This is a genomic window from Paragemmobacter amnigenus (assembly GCF_009908265.2).
GTDB classification, from domain to species: Bacteria; Pseudomonadota; Alphaproteobacteria; order Rhodobacterales; family Rhodobacteraceae; genus Paragemmobacter; species Paragemmobacter amnigenus.
Genome location: NZ_JAAATX020000010.1, coordinates 51,635 through 69,133, shown reverse-complemented (window position 1 = coordinate 69,133; position 17,499 = coordinate 51,635). Strand labels below are relative to the sequence as shown.

The following is a 17,499-nucleotide window of genomic DNA, read 5'->3' as shown; positions in this document are numbered from 1 at the left end:
GGTGCGGATTGCCGTCGGCTGCGATTGCCAGCGGGGCGGGGGGCGGCTAGCCTTTGGCCAGATGCCTTGCCGGAGTGCCTGATGCGCGCCTTTTCCCTGCGGACTGCCCTTGTCCTTGCCCTTGCCGCAGGGTCGGTCCTGCCTGCCTTCGCGGAAGAGCCGGTGCGTGGCGCGGCGGGGGCCTTCCTTGCCGTGCGGGTCGCGGCGTCGGAGAACGATTTTCGTGCGGCGGCGGGGTGGTATGACCGGCTGATGCAGGCGGGGAACAGCGATGCGCCCACGCTGGAAGGGGCGGTGATCTCGCATCTCAGTCTGGGGGATATCGACCGTGCGGCAGAGCTGGCGCGGCTTCTGGTGCAGAAGGGCGGGCGCAGCCAGACGGCCTATATCGCTCTGCTGGCGGAACAGGCGGGGCGCGGGGATTTCGCGGGGCTGATCGCGGATACCAAGGCGGGGCGGTCCATCGGGCGGCTGCTGGATGATCTTGTCATGGCCTGGGCCGCGCTGGGCGACGGGCGCATGTCGGATGCCATCGCGGATTTCGACACGGTGGCGAAATCGCCGGGGCTGGAGGCGTTCGGGCTGTATCACAAGGCGCTGGCGCTGGCCTCGGTCGGGGATTTCGAGGGGGCGGATGCCATCCTGTCAGGGCGCGAGGCGGGGCAGATCGCGTTGATGCGGCGGGGTGCCATCGCCCATGCGCAGGTGCTGAGCCAGCTGGAGCGGAACCCTGATGCGCTGGCGTTGCTGGACAGGGCCTTTGGCGCGGGCGCCGACCCGCAGATCGATGCGCTGCGGGCGCGGCTGACGGCGGGGGAGCCGGTGCCCTTTGACATCGTGACCGGTCCGGTCGATGGCGTGGCGGAGGTGTTCTACACGCTGGCGACCGCCCTGCGGGGCGAGGCCGAGGATGGCTATACGCTGATCTATGCGCGGGTGGTGGCGCATCTGCGCCCCGACCACAGCGAGGCGCGGCTGCTGGCGGCGGGCTTGCTGGAATCCATGGGGCAGCACGGGCTGGCGGGCGAGGCCTATGCCGCCATTCCGGCGGATGACCCTGCCTATCACGTGGCCGAGATCGGGCGCGCGGATACGCTGATCGCCGAGGACAAGGTGGATGCAGCGCTGGAGGTGCTGACCGCGCTGACGCGCAGCCATGCGGGGCTGGTGGAAGTCCACTCGGCCCTTGGCGATGTGTTGCGGCGCGAGGAACGCTTTGCCGATGCGATACCGGCCTATACGGCGGCGATCGACCTGATCGGCGTGCCGGACATGCGGCACTGGACGCTGTATTATTCGCGCGGCATCTCGAACGAGCGTGCGGGGAACTGGCCCGAGGCCGAGGCCGATTTCCGCCGTGCGCTGGAGCTGAACCCCGACCAGCCGCAGGTTCTGAACTATCTGGGCTATTCCTTCGTAGACCGTGGCGAGAATCTGGACGAGGCGCTGGGGATGATCGAGCGCGCGGTCGCCGCACAGCCGGATGCGGGGTATATCATCGACTCTCTGGCATGGGCGCTGTTCCGGCTGGGCCGCTATCAGGAGGCGGTGGAGCCGATGGAGCGGGCGTCGCTGCTGGAACCCGTCGATCCGGTGGTGACGGACCATCTGGGCGATGTCTACTGGGCGGTCGGGCGCAAGCTGGAGGCGCGGTTCCAGTGGCATCGCGCGCTGTCCTTCGATCCCGAGGAGAAGGAGGCCAAGCGCATCCGGCGCAAGCTGGAGGTGGGGCTGGATGCGGTGCTGGCGGAAGAGGGGGCGAAACCCCTGACCGAAGTGGCGAATGGCGGAAACTGACTTCGCGCCGGCAAAGATCAACCTGACGCTGCATGTCACGGGGCGGCGGGCGGACGGGTACCATCTGCTCGATTCGCTGGTTGTGTTCGCGGGCGTGGGGGACCGTGTGACGGTGGAGCCTGACGCCGCGCTGTCGCTGGCGGTGACGGGGCCGATGGCGGCGGGACTGTCGGGCGAGGGCGACAATCTGGTCTTGCACGCGGCGCGGGCGATGGGGGTGACGGCGCGGATCGTGCTGGACAAGCATCTGCCGGTGTCGTCGGGCATTGGTGGCGGGTCGGCGGATGCGGCGGCGACGCTGCGGGCGCTGGCGCGGATGGCGGGGCGGGCGCTGCCGGAGGCGGGGGCGGTGCTGGCGCTGGGCGCGGATGTGCCCGTGTGTCTGGCGGGGCGGCCCGTGCGGATGACGGGGATCGGCGAGGGGCTGGGGGCGGTGCCGGCGCTGCCTGCGGCGTGGCTGGTGCTGGTCAATCCGCGGGTGGGGGTGTCGACGCCTGCGGTGTTCAAGGCGCTGGCGCGGGCGGACAATGCGCCCATGCCGCGCGAGGTGCCGCGCCTGCGCGGGGTGGCGGAGCTGGCGGCCTTTGTCCAGATGCAGCGCAATGATCTGGAGGCGCCCGCGATGGCCTTGCAGCCTGTGATCGGGCGGGTGAAGGCGGCGCTGTCGGCGCAGGCGGGCTGCATGGTGGCGCGGATGTCGGGGTCGGGGGCCACTTGCTTTGGCCTGTTCGCGGACCCCTTGGCGGCGAGCGCGGCGGCCCGCGCGATCCGCGCGGCGGAACCTGAATGGTGGGTGGCCGATGCGCCGGTGCTTCAGCCCCAGTCGTGACGGAAGGTCACCTCGCGCCCGTCGGCACGGCGCAGGCCGAGGGCGATGAATTCCGGCGGGAACCCCTCTTCCAGCGCGCCCGAGACGGTGACGGTTTCGCCCACTTCGACCGGCAGGTCATTGGGGCCGACATAGACCGTGACCACGCCGGTCTCATCCTTGAGCCGGAAGGCATCGGTGTCGGTGATACGCATCACCTTGCCCGAAAGGGTGACGGGCTGGCCGCGCGGGGCCTTGGCGATGGGGACGGGCAAGGCGAAGGCGGCCGAGGCGGATAGGAGGACGGCAGCCATCGCGGCGGAGCGGATCATCGGCTTCTCCCTGTTCGTTCCGGTTGCAGGGAGAGGTGGGGAAGGGGCCGCCCCCGTGCAAGGGGGCGTGCCGGTCAGTTGATCCGCGCCACGACATAGGCGGCGAGGTCGGAGAGCATCGCGCGCAGGGGGTGGTCGGGCAGGACGTGCAGGGCGTCGCGCGCCTGTGCGGCCCAGTCGAGCGCCTGCTGGCGGGCGTCTTCCATCGCGCCGTGGCGGGACATGAGCGCGATGGCATGGTCAAGGTCGCCGTCGCGCTGGTCGCCCTTGCCGATCGTGCGGGCCCAGAAGGCGCGTTCTTCGGCGTCGGCCTTGGCGATGGCCTTGATGACGGGAAGGGTCAGTTTGCGTTCGCGGAAATCGTCGCCGGTGTTCTTGCCGATGGTGGCCGCGGTGCCGCCGTAATCCAAGAGGTCATCCACGATCTGGAAGGCAATTCCCAGCGCGTCGCCGTAGTGGCGCAGGGCCTGCACCTGTTCCTCGGTCGCGGCGGCGATCACGCCGCCCACTTCGGTCGCGGCGGCAAACAGGGCGGCGGTCTTGCCGCGGACGACCTGAAGGTAGATCGCTTCGGTCGTGGTGATGTCCTGCGCGGCGGTGAGTTGCAGCACCTCGCCCTCGGCGATCACGGCAGAGGCGTTGGCAAGGATGTCGAGCACGCGCAGAGAGCCTGTTTCCACCATGAGCTGGAAGCTGCGGGCAAAGAGATAGTCACCGACGAGGACAGAGGATTTGTTGTCCCAGAGCAGGTTGGCCGTGGGGCGGCCACGGCGGCGTTCGCTTTCGTCCACCACATCGTCATGCAGGAGCGTGGCGGTGTGGATGAATTCGACCGTGGCGGCCAGTCTGACATGGTGGTCGCCCTGATAGCCGCAGAGCCGCGCGGCGGCGAGGGTGAGCATGGGGCGCAGGCGTTTTCCCCCTGCCTCGACCAGATGGGCGGTGACTTCGGGGATGCGGGGGGCGTGTTCGGACGCCATGCGGGTGCGGATCAGGGCGTTGACCGCCTCCATGTCCTGCGCCAGCCATGCGGCCAGCCGGTCATGCGGTTTCTGCGCTGCCTCGTCCAAGCCCATCATCCCCTGCCTTTTGACAATCGGGGGCGTGGCCCCGTAACCTTGCCGCATGAAAGAGCTTTTACGCAGCACCGACCCGACGGTCATCGCCTTTGCCACGGCCCTTCTTTCGGGCGAGGGTATAGAGGTATTCGATCTGGACGTCCACATGAGCGTCCTTGACGGCAGCCTTGGCATTTTGCCGCGCAGGTTGATGGTGCGGGACGAGGATCTGGTCGCGGCGGAACGGGTGCTGCGGGACAACGCCATTCCCACGGGGCGGGGATGAGCGTCTTTGCCGACGAGGCGCTGTCGGATGACAAGTTCCTGATGGGGCGGCTGCGGCTGTTGCAGCCGGTCAGGGGGTATCGCGCGGCGACGGACCCCGTGCTGCTGGCGGCGGCCTGTCCGGCGGTGGCGGGGCAGAGGGTGCTGGATCTGGGCTGCGGGGCGGGGGCGGCGGCGCTGTGCCTTGCCGCGCGGGTGCCGGGGGTGGTGCTGGCGGGGCTGGAGGTGCAGCCGGAATATGCCGATCTGGCGCGGCGCAATGCGGCGCGCAACGCAGTGGCGATGGAAGTGGTGGAGGGCGATCTGGCCGCCATGCCGCGCGTGTTGCGGCGGGGCTTTGACCATGTGATCGCCAACCCGCCCTATTACGCGGCGGGCGGGTCGCCGTCGCCTGTCGCCGCGCGGGACAGGGCCTTGCGCGTCGGGACGCCGATTTCCGATTGGGTTGCGGCGGCGGCACAGCGGCTGGAACCCGGGGGGTTGCTGACGATGATCTTCGCCACGCCTTGCCTGCCCGAGGCGCTGGCCGCGCTGGCGCCCAAGATGGGATCGGCGGAGGTGCTGCCGCTGGAGCCGCGGGCGGGGCGCGCGCCGCCGCGGGTGATCCTGCGGGCAAGGAAGGGCGGGCGGGCGGCGTTCCGCCTGCTGGCGCCCTTTACGCTGCATGCGGGGGCGGCGCATGGCGGGGATCGCGAGGATTACACCGCCGCTGCCAATGCGGTGTTACGGAATGGTGAAGATCTGTCGGCTGCGTTTCGCTGATTTGTTACGGATACGTCCTAATTGCTGTCCCGATAGTCCGTGACACGACTCAGGGGGTGTGTTCCACTTCATCTATTGGAACCAGCTAAGGAGGACGGCTATGACCATTGCTTCGCATCTGCAGGAACTGCGCCGCAAGCATGAGAACCTCTCTGACATGGTCGAGCGGGAACAGCGCAGCCCCGGCGCGGATGCCCTGCGGATCGCCGAGCTGAAGAAGCAGAAACTGAAATTGAAAGAGGAAATGACGCGCCTGCAGCAGGCGTAAGGGGATTATCCCTTGGCGCTGGCGCGGGCCGCCAGCGCCGCACCCGCCGTGATGAGGATGGCCGCCGCGAGGATGGTCCATGATGCAGGCGATATGCCTGCAAGGACCAATGCGAGGGTGGACAGGAGCGGTGCCGCATAGGAGGCGACGCCCAGAAGCTGGATGTCGCCTTTTTTCATGCCGATGTCCCATGTGAAGAAGGCCGCGCCGACGGGGCCGATGCCGAGGGCGGCGATGGACAGCCAACCCGTCGTGGTGGCGGGCCAGACGGTTTCTTCGACCAGTGGGTGGACGAAGGCGGACAGGATCGCGGTGCCAAGGCAGTAGATCGTGACGCTTTCGGTGGGGATGTCGCCAAGGCGGCGGGACAGTGTGGAATAGCCCGCCCATGTGATCGCGCAGAGAAAGCCCAGGGCAAGGCCCAGCGGTGTGGCACTGCCCCCCGCATCGCGGCCCAAGACGATGATCGCCGCGCCCGCGAAGGCGAGGAGGGCGCCGATGAGGACCATGGGGCGCAGGCGCTCGCCCGGCAGGAGGCTTGCGAAAAGTACGATGAACAGCGGCCAGAGATAGGCCATGAGGCCGGTTTCGGCCGAAGGCGCCACGCGGAAGGCGGTGAAGTAGAGCGCGTGATAGCCGAAGAGGCCGATGATGCCGAAGGCATAGACGCGCCACGGGATGCCGCGCAGGCGGTCCATCCCGTTCCGGAGCGTCCAGATCAGGCCCAGCGTGCCGCCGATGCCGAAGGTCAGCGCGTTCAGCAGGAACGGGGGGACGGGGGCGGAGCCGATGGTGAAGAGCGCGAGGAGGGACCACATGAGGACGGCGGTGAAGCCGATGGCGGTGGCGCGTGTCGTCGTCATGGTTCCCCGCAAATTCCTTCGAAGGAATTTGCAAAAATCTTCGAAGATTTTTGCGTTTCGCAGGTTGTAGCGGTTCACTTCGCAAAGCAAAAGGCCCGCGCTTGACGCGGGCCGTTCGATCGGTCGGAGAAAGCGATTTCTGACGCAGAAATCGCGGCGGAATTTGACGCAAATTCCGCGGCTCCCGTGGAGGGCTGTCCGATTTCTGCGTCAGAAATCGGCGCGAAATTTGCGTCTAATTCCGCAGCCCCGGCTGTCAGACGAAGAACTGCCCGCCATTGGCCGAGATGGTGGAGCCGGTGATGAACCCCGCATCGTCCGAGGCGAGGAAGACCACGGTGCGCGCGATCTCTTCCGGCTCGCCCAAACGGCCCACCGGGATCTGCGGGATGATGCGTTCGTTCAGCACCTTTTCGTCGATGGCCTTGACCATCTCGGTCGCGATGTAGCCCGGGCAGATGGCGTTGACGGTGATGCCGGCGCGCGCGCCTTCCTGTGCCAGAGCCTTGGTGAAGCCCAGATCGCCGGACTTGGCCGCGGAATAGTTGGCCTGCCCCGCCTGACCCTTCTGCCCGTTGATGGACGAGATGTTGATGACGCGGCCGAACTTGCGGTCGCGCATGCCCGACCACAGCGGGTGGGTCATGTTGAACAGGCCCGTCAGGTTGGTGTCGATGACTTCCTTCCACTGCTGGGGGGTCATCTTGTGGAACATGGCGTCGCGGGTGATGCCCGCGTTGTTGACCAGCACGTCGACGGGGCCGACCTCTGCCTCGACCCGTGCGATGCCCGCGACGCAGGCGTCGTAATCGGCGACGGACCATTTGAAGGTCGGGATGCCGGTTTCCTTGGTGAAGGCGGCGGCCGCCTCGTCATTGCCGGCGTAGTTGGCGGCGACCTTGTAGCCTGCCGCCTTGAGCGCCACCGAAATCGCGGCACCGATCCCGCGCGACCCACCCGTCACCAAAGCCACTCGTGCCATCGTCATTCCTCCATGAATCCAGACGTCTTTGAAATGGTGTTACCGAAATGAACAAGGACGCGCAACATTATTGCGCGTCCATTTTGCACCTGCGGCAATGTGGCCGCAGAAAGATCAGCGTTCGAGGCACATGGCGACGCCCATGCCGCCCCCGATGCAGAGCGTGGCAAGGCCGCGCTTGGCGTCGCGGCGGGCCATTTCGTGCAACAGCGTGTTCAGGATGCGGCAACCCGAGGCGCCGATCGGGTGGCCGATGGCGATGGCGCCGCCGTTCACGTTCACGATGGACGGATCCCAGCCCATGTCCTTGTTCACGGCGCAGGCCTGCGCGGCGAAGGCTTCGTTCGCCTCGACGAGGTCGAGGTCGCCGACCTTCCAGCCCGCCTTGTCCAGCGCTTTGCGGCTGGCATGGATCGGGCCCACGCCCATGATCGACGGGTCGAGACCGGCGGTGGCATAGGAGGCGATGCGGGCGAGGATCTTGAGGCCGCGCTTTTCGGCCTCTTCTGCCGACATTAGCAGGACCGCCGCCGCGCCGTCATTGATGCCGGACGCGTTGCCTGCGGTGACGGAGCCTTCCTTGGTGAAGGCGGGCTTGAGCTTCTGCATCGATTCCAGCGTCGCGCCGTGGCGGATGTATTCATCGGCATCCACCACGATGTCGCCCTTGCGGGTCGAGATGGTGAAGGGAACGATCTCGTCCTTGAACTTGCCGGCCTTCTGGGCGGCTTCGGCCTTGTTCTGCGAGGCGAGGGCGAATTCGTCCTGCATGTCGCGGGAAATCTGCCACTGGCTGGCGACGTTCTCGGCCGTCTGGCCCATGTGATAGCCGTTGAAGGCATCCCAGAGGCCGTCCTTGATCATGGAGTCGATGAACTTCATGTCGCCCATCTTCTGCCCCGCGCGCAGATGCGCGACGTGCGGCGAGAGGGACATGTTTTCCTGACCGCCCGCGACGATGATCTTGGCATCGCCCAGTTGCACGTGCTGCGCGCCCAGCGCCACGGCGCGCAGGCCCGAGCCGCAGACCTGATTGAGCGACCATGCGCTGGCCTCTTTCGCGAGACCGGCCTTGATATGGGCCTGACGGGCGGGGTTCTGGCCCTGACCGGCGGTCAGCACCTGACCGAGGATCGTCTCTTCGACCTCGGCCTTGTCGATGCCGGCGCGGGCGATGACGGCCTCGATCACGGCGGCGCCCAGATCATGGGCGGGCGTGTTGGCGAAGGAACCGTTGAAACTGCCCACGGCGGTACGGGCCGCAGAAACGATGACGACGTTGGTCATGGCTGATCCTCTCTCTCCCAGCGCGGGCGGGTCAGCGCGACCTCGCCGCCTTGCAGCATGGCCTAGACGGCGGGGGGAACAAAAGCAACAATCTTGCGCGATCAGATTGACGCAGGGTCGGGCGCGATGCCGTCGGGGAAGAGTTTGGGCGCGCCGTGGAAAAAGCCCTGCTGGCAATCGATGCCGAGCGCGGTGATCCATGCGGAGTCGGCGGCCGCCTCTACCCCCTGTGCCACGGTGAGCATGTCGAGCTGCCGCGCGATGGCAAGGAAGACGGACATCATCACCTGGCTGTCGGCGGTGGCATGGACGTTGCGGGTGAAGCCTGCGTCGATCTTCATGACGTCAAAGGCCAGTTCGCGGAAATGGTGCAGCGTGACCGGCCCCGCGCCGAAGCCGTCCAGCGCAAAGGAGATGCGGCGCGGGCGCAGTTCGGCCATGAAACCGGCGAGGAGTTCGGGAACGGTCATCGCGCTGGCCTCGCTGATTTCGAGGATCAGGCGTTCGCCGAGGGCGGGGTCGCGGTCGAGCGAGCGGCGCAGGATCCGCATCCAGCGCGGCCAGCCGATAGAGCGGGCCGACATGTTGACCGACAGCCGCAGCGCGGGATGGCGGCGCAGCGCGTCGAGACCCATGGCAAGGGCGGCGCAATCCACCTCGCGCCCCAGATCGCGGCCTTCGATGGCCTGCATGAATTCGCGGGCGGGGATGGTGCGGCCGCCTGGATCGAGGATGCGGATCAGACCTTCGTGAAAGCCGATCCGGTCGGGACGGGCAGACAGGACCACTGGCTGGTAGGCAAGGCGCAGGCGGCGGGCGCGCAACGCCTCGGCCACGCGGTCGACGACGCGGGCGCTGTCCTCGGCCACGGCGACCGAGAGAGGGCTGGACGTTTCGGCGAAATCCCCCTTGGGCTGGTGCATCTGGAAAACCCCCGCATGGACCGGCGGCGGATGGCCGTCCCGTCGACAAGCATGCGCCTGCGGGCGTAAAGACGGGGTAAAGGCGAAGGGGGACGGGATGGGGGAACGCTGCCCTTGGTGCGGGACGGACCCGCTTTATGTGGCCTATCACGACGGGGAATGGGGCGTGCCGCTGCGGGACGGGCGCGCGCTGTGGGAGGCGCTGGTGCTGGAGGGGTTCCAGGCTGGGCTGTCGTGGATCACCATACTGAGAAAGCGCGAGGGCTTCCGCGCGGCCTTTGCGGGATTCGATCCGGCGGTGGTCGCGGGCTGGGGCGAGGATCAGGTGGCGCGGCTGATGGCAGATGCGGGCATCGTGCGGCATCGCGGCAAGATCGAGGGGGCGATCCGGTCGGCGCGGGCTTTTCTGGAGGTGGAGGCGCGCGAGGGGTTCGCGGCCTATGTGTGGCGCCATGTGGACGGGCGGCCCGTGCAGAACGCGCCGCGGTCGATGGCGGATGTGCCTGCGGAAACGGATATCTCGCGCGCCCTGTCGCGGCAGTTGCGGAAGGACGGGTTCGCCTTTTGCGGGCCGACGACGGTTTATGCCTTCATGCAGGCGGCGGGGCTGGTCAATGACCATCTGGTCGGGTGTCCGGCGCGCGAGAGGGTCGCAGCCCTTTCCTCGGGCTGATCTTCATCTCGGCACAAATACTCCGGGGGGTGCGGGGGGCTGGCCCCCCGCCTCAGCCGCCTGCCATCAGCGCGGCCATCACGGCCTTGGCGCTGTCGCTGTCCCATTCGGCATCGCCGATCAGGCGGGCGACTTCCTGTCCTTCGGGGTTCAGGATCACGGTGACGGGCAGGCCCATCACGGCCATGGGGCGGGCGAAGTCGCTGCGCGGGTCGCGCAGGACGGGGAGCGCCTGCACCCCCGCCTCTTCATAGAAGCGTTCGATCCCTTCGACTGCGTTGCGGCCCGTGGCTATGGGCAGGACGGCGATGTCGGGCATGGCCTGTTGCAGCCGCAGGAGCGAGGGCATCTCTTTCCGGCAGGGCGCGCACCATGTGGCCCAGAAGTTCAGCACGACCCATTTGCCGCGCCAGTTGGCCAAAGGCACCTCGGCATCCGCCGCGTCGAGGAAGATGGCCTCGGGCACGGTGGCGGGTTCGGCATGCAGGGCAAGCTTTTTCATGTCGCCGTCGCGCAGCGCCTCGATTGCCGCAAGATCGCCCGAGAGGGCGGGATTTGCACCGAGTGCCAAGGCCGTATAAAGCACGGCCAGAAATTTCCGCATCCCTCATCCCCTTCCGAAGGCCGCCGCCATGTCACAGTCCCAGACGTCCAAGACCGCCAACCAGATGTGGGGCGGGCGCTTTGCCGAAGGGCCGGACGCGATCATGACGGCGATCAATGCCTCGATCGGGTTCGACAAACGGCTTTACGCGCAAGACATCGCGGGGTCGCGCGCCCATGCGGCGATGCTCGCCGCGACAGGCATCCTGACGAATAAAGACGCGGAGGCGATCGGGGAAGGGCTTCTCACGGTCTTGTCAGAGATCGAGGGGGGGAATTTTCCGTTCTCGGTCGCGCTGGAGGATATCCACATGAATGTGGAGGCGCGGCTGAAGGAGATCATCGGGGAACCGGCGGGGCGGCTGCATACGGCGCGGTCGCGCAACGATCAGGTGGCGGTGGATTTCCGGCTGTGGGTGCGCGACCAGTGCGATGCGGCGATTGCGGGGCTGGAGGCGCTGATGCGCGCCTTCGTCGCGCAGGCCGAGGCGGGGGCGGATTGGGTGATGCCGGGGTTCACGCATCTGCAGACGGCGCAGCCGGTGACATGGGGGCATCACATGATGGCCTATGTGGAAATGCTGGCGCGGGATCGCGGGCGGTTCATGGATGCGCGGGCAAGGATGAACGAATGCCCCTTGGGCGCGGCGGCGCTGGCGGGGACGTCCTTTCCCATCGACCGTCACATGACGGCAAAGGCGCTGGGCTTCGACCGGCCGACGGCGAATTCGCTGGATTCGGTGAGCGACCGGGATTTCGCGCTGGAGTTCCTTGCGGCGTCGTCGATCTGCGCGATGCATCTGTCGCGCTTTGCGGAGGAGCTGGTGATCTGGTCCAGCGCGCAGTTCCGCTTCGTGCGGCTGTCGGACCGGTGGACGACCGGCAGCAGCATCATGCCGCAGAAGAAGAACCCCGATGCGGCGGAATTGCTGCGAGCGAAGCTGGGGCGCATCCTCGGGGCGACGGTGGCGCTGTTCACCGTGATGAAGGGGCTGGCGCTGACCTATTCCAAGGACATGCAGGAGGACAAGGAACAGGTCTTTGACGCCGCCGATACGCTGATGCTGGCGCTGGCCGCGATGACGGGGATGGTGGGCGACATGACCGCCAACCGCGAGGTTCTGGCGGCGGCGGCGGCGTCGGGCTTTTCCACGGCGACGGACCTTGCTGACTGGCTGGTGCGGGAATTGGGTCTGCCCTTCCGCGAGGCGCATCATGTGACCGGCACGCTGGTCGCGCTGGCCGAGAGGAAGGGCTGTGACCTGCCCGACCTGACCCTGGCCGAGATGCAGGGGGTGCATGCGGGCATCCGCGCGGATGTCTTTGACGTGCTGGGGGTGGAGAATTCGGTGCGCTCGCGCCGGTCCTATGGCGGGACGGCGCCGGACAACGTGCGCGCGCAGATCGCGGCATGGAAGGAACGTCTGGCCTGAGGGCCGCGCGCGCGCTAGGTTTCCTGCCAGAGGAGGCCCGTTTCCATGCGTGTCGTTCTGCTGGCCCTGTCGCTGTGTCTTTCCGCCTGTTCCGGTCCGCGCCTGAATGCGGGTCTGAGCCTTGGCGCGGATGGTCTGACCGTGCGCCCGTCGGTTTCGGCGGGGCTGGGCGGGGGCCGGATTTCCTATTCCCCGTGAGGTGCAAGATGAGACCCTTTCTTCCGTTGCTGGTCGTGGCGCTGCTGGCTGCCTGCGGGGCCGATGGCCCGCCCGTGCCGCCGACCAAAGCCGATGTGCAGAGCGGGGTGCAGATCAGCGGTCAGGCGCGGGTCGGCGTGGTGGGGTCGCTGTGATGGAGCGGTTGCGGTGGGTGTTCCTCGTGCTGGCGGTGTGGGGGGCGATCCATCCGATGTACTGGTTCGTGACCCATATGGCCGAGACGGGAACGGGGCTGTCGGGGCTGATCGATGCCTGGTATGTCAATGCATCCACCACGGGGCTGACATGGGATCTTACGATTGCCGCCGTTACGCTGACGGTCTGGGTGGTGGCGGAAAGCGTGCAGCGGCGGGACTGGTGGGCGCTGGTTGCGGTTCCGGCGACCTTCTGCATCGGGGTGAGTTGCGGGCTGCCGCTCTATCTGTTCCTGCGGTCGCGGCGGGGGTGACGATTTTTCTGCGAAAAATCGGGCGCTCCGTTTCGGGCGGGGTCTGGTGGGACGGTGGGGCGGGGCGGGATTTTTCGCAGAAAAATCGTGGCTCCGAATTGCGTGGCGGGGGGCGTCTGCTATAGCAGCCCGCGACAGGGTGCGGGCAGCGGGTGCGGGCATGGACCATTTTCTGTATCGGAACGGCGTGCTGCATGCCGAGGATGTGGCGATCCCCGACATCGCCGCCGCGGTGGGAACGCCCTTCTACGCCTATTCCGCGGCCACGCTGACCCGCCATTACCACCTGTTCACCGAGGCGCTGTCGCCCCTGCCGCATATGGTCTGTTTCGCCATCAAGTCGCTGTCCAACGTGGCGGTGCTGAAGCTGCTGGGTGATCTGGGCGCGGGGATGGACGTCGTCTCGGGCGGCGAGTATCGCCGTGCGCGGGCGGCAGGCGTGCCCGGCGAGCGGATCGTCTTTTCCGGCGTCGGCAAGACGCGCGAGGAGATGCGGCTGGCGCTGACGGGCGGCATCCGGCAGTTCAATGTGGAGAGCGAGCCGGAGATGCGCGCGCTGTCCGAGGTGGCGGTGTCGCTGGGGGTTGTCGCGCCGATCACGGTGCGGGTGAACCCGGATGTCGATGCCCGCACGCATGAGAAGATCGCGACGGGCAAGAAGGAAAACAAGTTCGGCATCCCCATCGCGCGGGCGTCCGAGGTCTATGCCGAAGCCGCCCGCCTGCCGGGGATCGAGGTGATCGGGATCGACGTGCATATCGGCAGCCAGCTGACCGAGCTGGAGCCGTTCGAGCAGGCCTATCTCAAGGTCGCAGACCTGACGCGGCGGCTGCGGAGCGAGGGGCATGACATCCGGCGGCTGGATCTGGGCGGCGGGCTTGGCATTCCCTATACGCGGTCGAACGAGGCGCCGCCTTTGCCCACGGATTACGGCGCGCTGATCAAGCGGACGGTGGGCGATCTTGGCTGCGAGGTGGAGATTGAACCCGGGCGGCTGATTTCCGGCAATGCGGGGCTGCTGGTTGCGGGCGTGATCTATGTGAAGAACGGCGAGGGGCGGGATTTCCTGATCCTTGACGCCGCGATGAACGATCTTGTGCGCCCGTCCATGTATGGCGCGCATCATGACATCGTGCCGGTGGTCGAGGCGCCCGCCGCCAGCCCGACCCATGCCTATGACGTGGTCGGTCCGGTCTGCGAGACGGGGGACACTTTCGCCAAGGCGCGCGAGATGCCGCTGGTGGCCGAGGGCGATCTGGTGGCCTTCCGGTCGGCGGGGGCCTATGGCGCGGTGATGGCGTCGGAGTACAACACCCGCCCGCTGGTGCCCGAGGTTCTGGTGAAGGGGGATCACTTCGCCGTCATTCGGGAAAGACCGAGCTTTGACGAAATCCTGAACCGCGATACCATCCCTGCATGGTTGTAAGGCGGCGTGGCCGCGATTTGCGGTAAAGGCCCCTTTCCACCGATGCGACAGGACCCCGACAACGCGCTTTCGGTCATTGCCCGCCCCCTGCGGCTGACGCTGCTGGGGCTGTGGGCCGAGCGTTTGGTGCGGGCGTACTGGCCGGTCTGGACGATCCTTCTGGCTGTCGTGTCGGCGCTGGCCTTCGGACTGCAGGACCATCTGCCGCTGGAGGTGCTGTGGGGTTCGGTCGTTCTGGCGGGGCTGGGGCTGGTCTGGACGCTGGGGCGGGGCCTTCGGGCCTTCCGGCGGCCCACGCGGGCCGAGGCGCTGGTCCGGCTTGATTCGCGGCTGCCGGGGCAGCCCATCGCGGCGCTGGGCGATGTGCAGGTGATCGGGACGGATGACCCCGCCTCGCTGGCCGTGTGGCAGGCGCACCGGGCGCGGATGGCGGCGCGGGCGGCGGGGGCGCGGGCGGTGGAACCCGACCTGCGGCTGGCGCGGCGCGATCCCTTTGCGCTGCGCTATGTGGCGCTGACGGCCTTTGTGATGGCGCTGATGTTCGGGTCGATCTGGCGCGTGGCGTCGGTCGAGGCGCTGGCCCCGGGGGCGGGGGTGAACATCGCGGCGGGGCCGACATGGGAAGGCTGGGCGCAGCCTCCGGCCTATACCGGCAAGCCGACGCTTTACCTGAACGACATCGCGGCGGAACGGATCGATGTGCCGATCGGCACCCGCATGCAGTTCCGGCTTTATGGCGAGGTGGGCGAGCTGACCCTGTCCGAGACGGTGTCGGGCCGGACCGAGGTGCCGGCGGCGTCCGAGCCGGTGCATGATTTCACCGTGGCGCTGAATGGCGAGGTGGCGGTGGCGGGGCCGGGCGGGCGGACATGGCGCATCGTGGTGGTGCCCGATGCCGCGCCCGAGGTGACGCCCGAGACGGTGGCCGAGCGCAAGGGGGATGGCGAATTCGTCATGGGCTTTGCGGCCAAGGACGATTACGGGGTCGCGTCGGGGCAGGTGTCCATCGCGCTGGACCTTGCGGCGGTGGAGCGGACCTACGGGCTGACTGTCGAACCCGAGCCGCGCGAGGCGGTGGTTCTGGACCTGCCGATGCCGATGAAGGGCAACCGCGCGGATTTCTCGGAGCTGCTGGTAGATGACCTGTCGGAGCATCCCTTTGCCAATCTGCCGGTGAAGATGAGTTTTTCCGTCGCCGATGCAGCGGCGCAAGAAGGGCAGGCGGAGCCTGTGGCGCTGGTGCTGCCGGGCAAGCGGTTCTTCGATCCGCTGGCGGCGGCCCTGATCGAGATGCGGCGCGATCTTCTGTGGAACCGCGCCAATTCGGCGCGGGCGGTGCAGGTTCTGAAGGCGGTGGCGCACCGGCCCGAGGGGTTCATCCGCAATGCCGAGGCGCAAAAGCGCCTGCGCGCACTGACACAGGGGTTGGAGGCGCAGAAGGCCAGCCTGTCGCCCGAGGCGCGCGACGGGTTCGCCAAGGAGCTGTGGGATCTGGCGCTGCTGGTCGAGGAGGGCGATCTGCAAAGCGCGATGGAGCGGTTGCAGCGCGCGCAGGACCGGCTGGACGAGGCGATCCGCAACGGGGCCGATCCGGCCGAGATCGAGCAGCTGATGCAGGAGATGCGGCAGGCGCTGGCCGATTACATGCAGGAACTGGCCGAAGAGGCCGAGCGCAACCCCGACAGCCAGCTTTCCGAGAATATGGAAGGCATGCAGATGTCGGGCGACCAGTTGCAGCAGATGCTGGACGAGTTGCAGCGGCTGATGGAGGAAGGCAAGACCGCCGAGGCGCAGCAGCTCATGGAGATGTTGCGCCAGCTGATGGAGAACATGCGCGTCACGCAGGGACAGGGGCAGGGACAGGGGCAGGGCGGCCCCGGCCAGCAGGCCATGCGCGAGTTGCAGGATACGCTGCGCGGCCAGCAGGGCCTGTCGGACGAGGCGTTCCGCGACCTGCAGGACGGGCAGGAAGGCAACGAAGGGCAGGGCGAAGGCGAGGGCGAGGGCCGGTCACTGGCCGAGCGGCAGCAGGAATTGCGGGACCGGCTGGGCCGGTTGCAGAACGGGCCGCTGCCCGGTGACGGGTCCGAGAACGGTGAGGAGGGGCGGCGCCAGCTGGACCGCGCCGGACGCGCGATGGACGAGGCGGAGGAGGCGCTGCGCGAGGGCGATCTGTCCGGCGCGCTGGACCGTCAGGCCGAGGCGATGGAAGCCCTGCGCGACGGTATGCAGCAATTCGGCGAGGCGATGGCCGAGGAGCAGCAGCAGGGCGATGCCGAGCGCGGGCAGGAGTTCGGTCAGGCCGATCCCAACGGCCAGCGCGACCCGCTGGGACGCGAGCCGGGCAATTCGGCGCGCATCGGGTCGGACCGCAACATGTTGCAGGGCGAGGACGTCTATCGCCGCGCGCAGGACCTGCTGGACGAGATCCGCCGCCGGTCGGGCGAGCAGGAGCGCCCGCAGGTCGAGCGGGACTATCTGCGCCGTCTGCTGGACATGTTCTGACCGATCAGCCGCCCGAGGGCGCGCCGCCCTGCTGGGCAAGGTCGCGCACGGCCTTGGTCGCGGCGCGCATGGCGCCATCCAGCCAGAGGCGCGCCGAATCCACCGTCTGCACATAGGCCGTCATCGCGCCTTCGGTCGCGGGGAGATAGGCGGTGATGCGCGGGGCCGAGACATAGACTGCCGCTGCCAGAACGGCGAGCGTGAGCGAGAGCGTGAAGCCGCGCCGGAAACTGCCCGTATCCTCGGGCGTGTCACTGTCGGTATCGCCAAGGTCGGCGGGTCTGGACGCGCCACCCTTGAGCGAGGAATTGATCTCTTCGATATCGGGAAGAAGGTCGCGGCGCGATGCGGCGCGTCCGGCCTGCGGGGCGGGCGGTTCGACCGGTTCGTTTCGCAGTTCCGCGATGCGGCGGGCGGCGGCCCCCTGTGCCGCGGGCGGCGGCGGGGCGAGGCCAAGGTCGGGTTGCGTTTCGATCGGCGCACCTTCGGCACGGCGGGCGGCGGCCTCGCGCTCTGCCTCTTCGCGCAGGATGGCAAGGAGGCTTTCGTCCACGCTGCGGCGCGGCGCCTCGTCCAGCGGGGGCGAGGGCGGTGCGGGGTCATCATCCAGATCGGGCAGGGGATCTGCGCTTTCGGGACGGCCGAAAAGTTCGTCCTCCTGTTCGAGGGCGAGTTCGATCTCGGGCGGAAGCTGGAACCAGGCGTGCCCGCAACTGGAGCATTGCACATCCCTGCCTGTATCCGGAATCGCTGCGTCATCCACCTCGTATTCGGCGTCGCAGTTCGGACAGATCAGCCGCATTCGTAAACTTCCCCACTTCCCGCAG

At 67.8% G+C, this 17,499-nt stretch carries 20 protein-coding genes; 12 read left to right on the top strand and 8 right to left on the bottom strand.

What is annotated here, in order from left to right:
* The first annotated feature begins 81 nt into the window (after positions 1 to 81).
* Together GU927_RS20510 and GU927_RS14510 are read left to right on the top strand one after the other, a co-directional pair.
* Positions 82 to 1,797, top strand: a complete 1,716-nt coding sequence (locus GU927_RS20510; protein ID WP_161763165.1) for a tetratricopeptide repeat protein — start codon at positions 82 to 84, stop codon at positions 1,795 to 1,797.
* Positions 1,784 to 2,626 carry a 4-(cytidine 5'-diphospho)-2-C-methyl-D-erythritol kinase gene (locus GU927_RS14510; RefSeq protein WP_161763164.1) on the top strand — a complete coding sequence of 281 codons (843 nt, stop codon included), beginning with the start codon at positions 1,784 to 1,786 and terminating at the stop codon, positions 2,624 to 2,626. Before GU927_RS20510 ends, GU927_RS14510 begins: the two co-directional genes overlap by 14 nt.
* On the opposite strand, the gene GU927_RS14505 is transcribed toward GU927_RS14510, so the two are convergent.
* Both GU927_RS14505 and GU927_RS14500 read right to left on the bottom strand, forming a co-directional pair.
* Positions 2,611 to 2,937, bottom strand: a complete 327-nt coding sequence (locus GU927_RS14505; protein ID WP_232489223.1) for a hypothetical protein — start codon at positions 2,935 to 2,937, stop codon at positions 2,611 to 2,613. The two genes, GU927_RS14510 and GU927_RS14505, sit on opposite strands and share 16 nt — an antisense overlap.
* Positions 2,938 to 3,011: 74 nt before the next feature.
* The gene (locus GU927_RS14500) at positions 3,012 to 4,013 is read right to left on the bottom strand and encodes a polyprenyl synthetase family protein (protein ID WP_161763163.1); all 1,002 of its coding nucleotides are present in this window, start codon (positions 4,011 to 4,013) and stop codon (positions 3,012 to 3,014) included.
* A 49-nt stretch (positions 4,014 to 4,062) separates the two neighbouring features.
* Here GU927_RS14500 and GU927_RS14495 point away from each other — a divergent pair, with 49 nt between their 5' ends.
* The 3 genes from GU927_RS14495 (at position 4,063) to GU927_RS14485 (ending at position 5,310) form a co-directional block, all read left to right on the top strand.
* Positions 4,063 to 4,281, top strand: coding sequence for a putative signal transducing protein (locus GU927_RS14495; RefSeq protein ID WP_161763162.1), 219 nt, complete (start codon positions 4,063 to 4,065; stop codon positions 4,279 to 4,281).
* A complete protein-coding gene (locus GU927_RS14490) occupies positions 4,278 to 5,042 on the top strand; it encodes a tRNA1(Val) (adenine(37)-N6)-methyltransferase (protein ID WP_161763161.1) in 765 nt (254 codons plus the stop codon). Before GU927_RS14495 ends, GU927_RS14490 begins: the two co-directional genes overlap by 4 nt.
* A 100-nt stretch (positions 5,043 to 5,142) precedes the next feature.
* A complete protein-coding gene (locus GU927_RS14485) occupies positions 5,143 to 5,310 on the top strand; it encodes a DUF465 domain-containing protein (protein ID WP_161763160.1) in 168 nt (55 codons plus the stop codon).
* Between the two features lie 5 nt (positions 5,311 to 5,315).
* Here GU927_RS14485 and yddG read toward each other — a convergent pair whose 3' ends face one another.
* The 4 genes from yddG to GU927_RS14465 form a co-directional block, all read right to left on the bottom strand.
* The gene (gene yddG / locus GU927_RS14480) at positions 5,316 to 6,173 is read right to left on the bottom strand and encodes an aromatic amino acid exporter YddG (protein ID WP_161763159.1); all 858 of its coding nucleotides are present in this window, start codon (positions 6,171 to 6,173) and stop codon (positions 5,316 to 5,318) included.
* Between the two features lie 256 nt (positions 6,174 to 6,429).
* The gene (gene phbB / locus GU927_RS14475; RefSeq protein WP_161763321.1) at positions 6,430 to 7,155 is read right to left on the bottom strand and encodes a beta-ketoacyl-ACP reductase; all 726 of its coding nucleotides are present in this window, start codon (positions 7,153 to 7,155) and stop codon (positions 6,430 to 6,432) included.
* 114 nt (positions 7,156 to 7,269) lie between these two features.
* Positions 7,270 to 8,442 carry an acetyl-CoA C-acetyltransferase gene (locus tag GU927_RS14470; protein ID WP_161763158.1) on the bottom strand — a complete coding sequence of 391 codons (1,173 nt, stop codon included), beginning with the start codon at positions 8,440 to 8,442 and terminating at the stop codon, positions 7,270 to 7,272.
* Between the two features lie 101 nt (positions 8,443 to 8,543).
* A complete protein-coding gene (locus tag GU927_RS14465; protein ID WP_161763157.1) occupies positions 8,544 to 9,365 on the bottom strand; it encodes an EAL domain-containing protein in 822 nt (273 codons plus the stop codon).
* A 97-nt stretch (positions 9,366 to 9,462) separates the two neighbouring features.
* On the opposite strand from GU927_RS14465, the gene GU927_RS14460 reads away from it, so the two are divergent.
* On the top strand, positions 9,463 to 10,038 hold the full coding sequence (locus GU927_RS14460) for a DNA-3-methyladenine glycosylase I (RefSeq protein WP_161763156.1): 576 nt from the start codon (positions 9,463 to 9,465) through the stop codon (positions 10,036 to 10,038).
* 52 nt (positions 10,039 to 10,090) lie between these two features.
* On the opposite strand, the gene GU927_RS14455 is transcribed toward GU927_RS14460, so the two are convergent.
* On the bottom strand, positions 10,091 to 10,642 hold the full coding sequence (locus tag GU927_RS14455; protein WP_161763155.1) for a TlpA family protein disulfide reductase: 552 nt from the start codon (positions 10,640 to 10,642) through the stop codon (positions 10,091 to 10,093).
* Positions 10,643 to 10,670: 28 nt separating this feature from the next.
* Between GU927_RS14455 and argH the strand changes: the two genes are divergently transcribed.
* The 6 genes from argH (at position 10,671) to GU927_RS14425 (ending at position 16,672) form a co-directional block, all read left to right on the top strand.
* Positions 10,671 to 12,074, top strand: a complete 1,404-nt coding sequence (argH, locus tag GU927_RS14450) for an argininosuccinate lyase (RefSeq protein ID WP_161763154.1) — start codon at positions 10,671 to 10,673, stop codon at positions 12,072 to 12,074.
* A gap of 45 nt (positions 12,075 to 12,119) precedes the next feature.
* The gene (locus GU927_RS14445; protein WP_161763153.1) at positions 12,120 to 12,272 is read left to right on the top strand and encodes a hypothetical protein; all 153 of its coding nucleotides are present in this window, start codon (positions 12,120 to 12,122) and stop codon (positions 12,270 to 12,272) included.
* A gap of 8 nt (positions 12,273 to 12,280) precedes the next feature.
* Positions 12,281 to 12,427, top strand: coding sequence for an argininosuccinate lyase (locus tag GU927_RS14440; protein WP_161763152.1), 147 nt, complete (start codon positions 12,281 to 12,283; stop codon positions 12,425 to 12,427).
* Positions 12,427 to 12,741 carry a DUF2834 domain-containing protein gene (locus GU927_RS14435; RefSeq protein WP_161763151.1) on the top strand — a complete coding sequence of 105 codons (315 nt, stop codon included), beginning with the start codon at positions 12,427 to 12,429 and terminating at the stop codon, positions 12,739 to 12,741. Before GU927_RS14440 ends, GU927_RS14435 begins: the two co-directional genes overlap by 1 nt.
* A 160-nt stretch (positions 12,742 to 12,901) precedes the next feature.
* Positions 12,902 to 14,167 carry a diaminopimelate decarboxylase gene (lysA, locus tag GU927_RS14430; RefSeq protein ID WP_161763150.1) on the top strand — a complete coding sequence of 422 codons (1,266 nt, stop codon included), beginning with the start codon at positions 12,902 to 12,904 and terminating at the stop codon, positions 14,165 to 14,167.
* 42 nt (positions 14,168 to 14,209) lie between these two features.
* Entirely contained in the window at positions 14,210 to 16,672 is a 2,463-nt protein-coding gene (locus tag GU927_RS14425) for a DUF4175 domain-containing protein (RefSeq protein ID WP_161763149.1), read from the top strand.
* A gap of 4 nt (positions 16,673 to 16,676) precedes the next feature.
* Here GU927_RS14425 and GU927_RS14420 read toward each other — a convergent pair whose 3' ends face one another.
* On the bottom strand, positions 16,677 to 17,474 hold the full coding sequence (locus GU927_RS14420) for a zinc-ribbon domain-containing protein (RefSeq protein WP_161763148.1): 798 nt from the start codon (positions 17,472 to 17,474) through the stop codon (positions 16,677 to 16,679).
* Positions 17,475 to 17,499 lie beyond the last annotated feature (25 nt).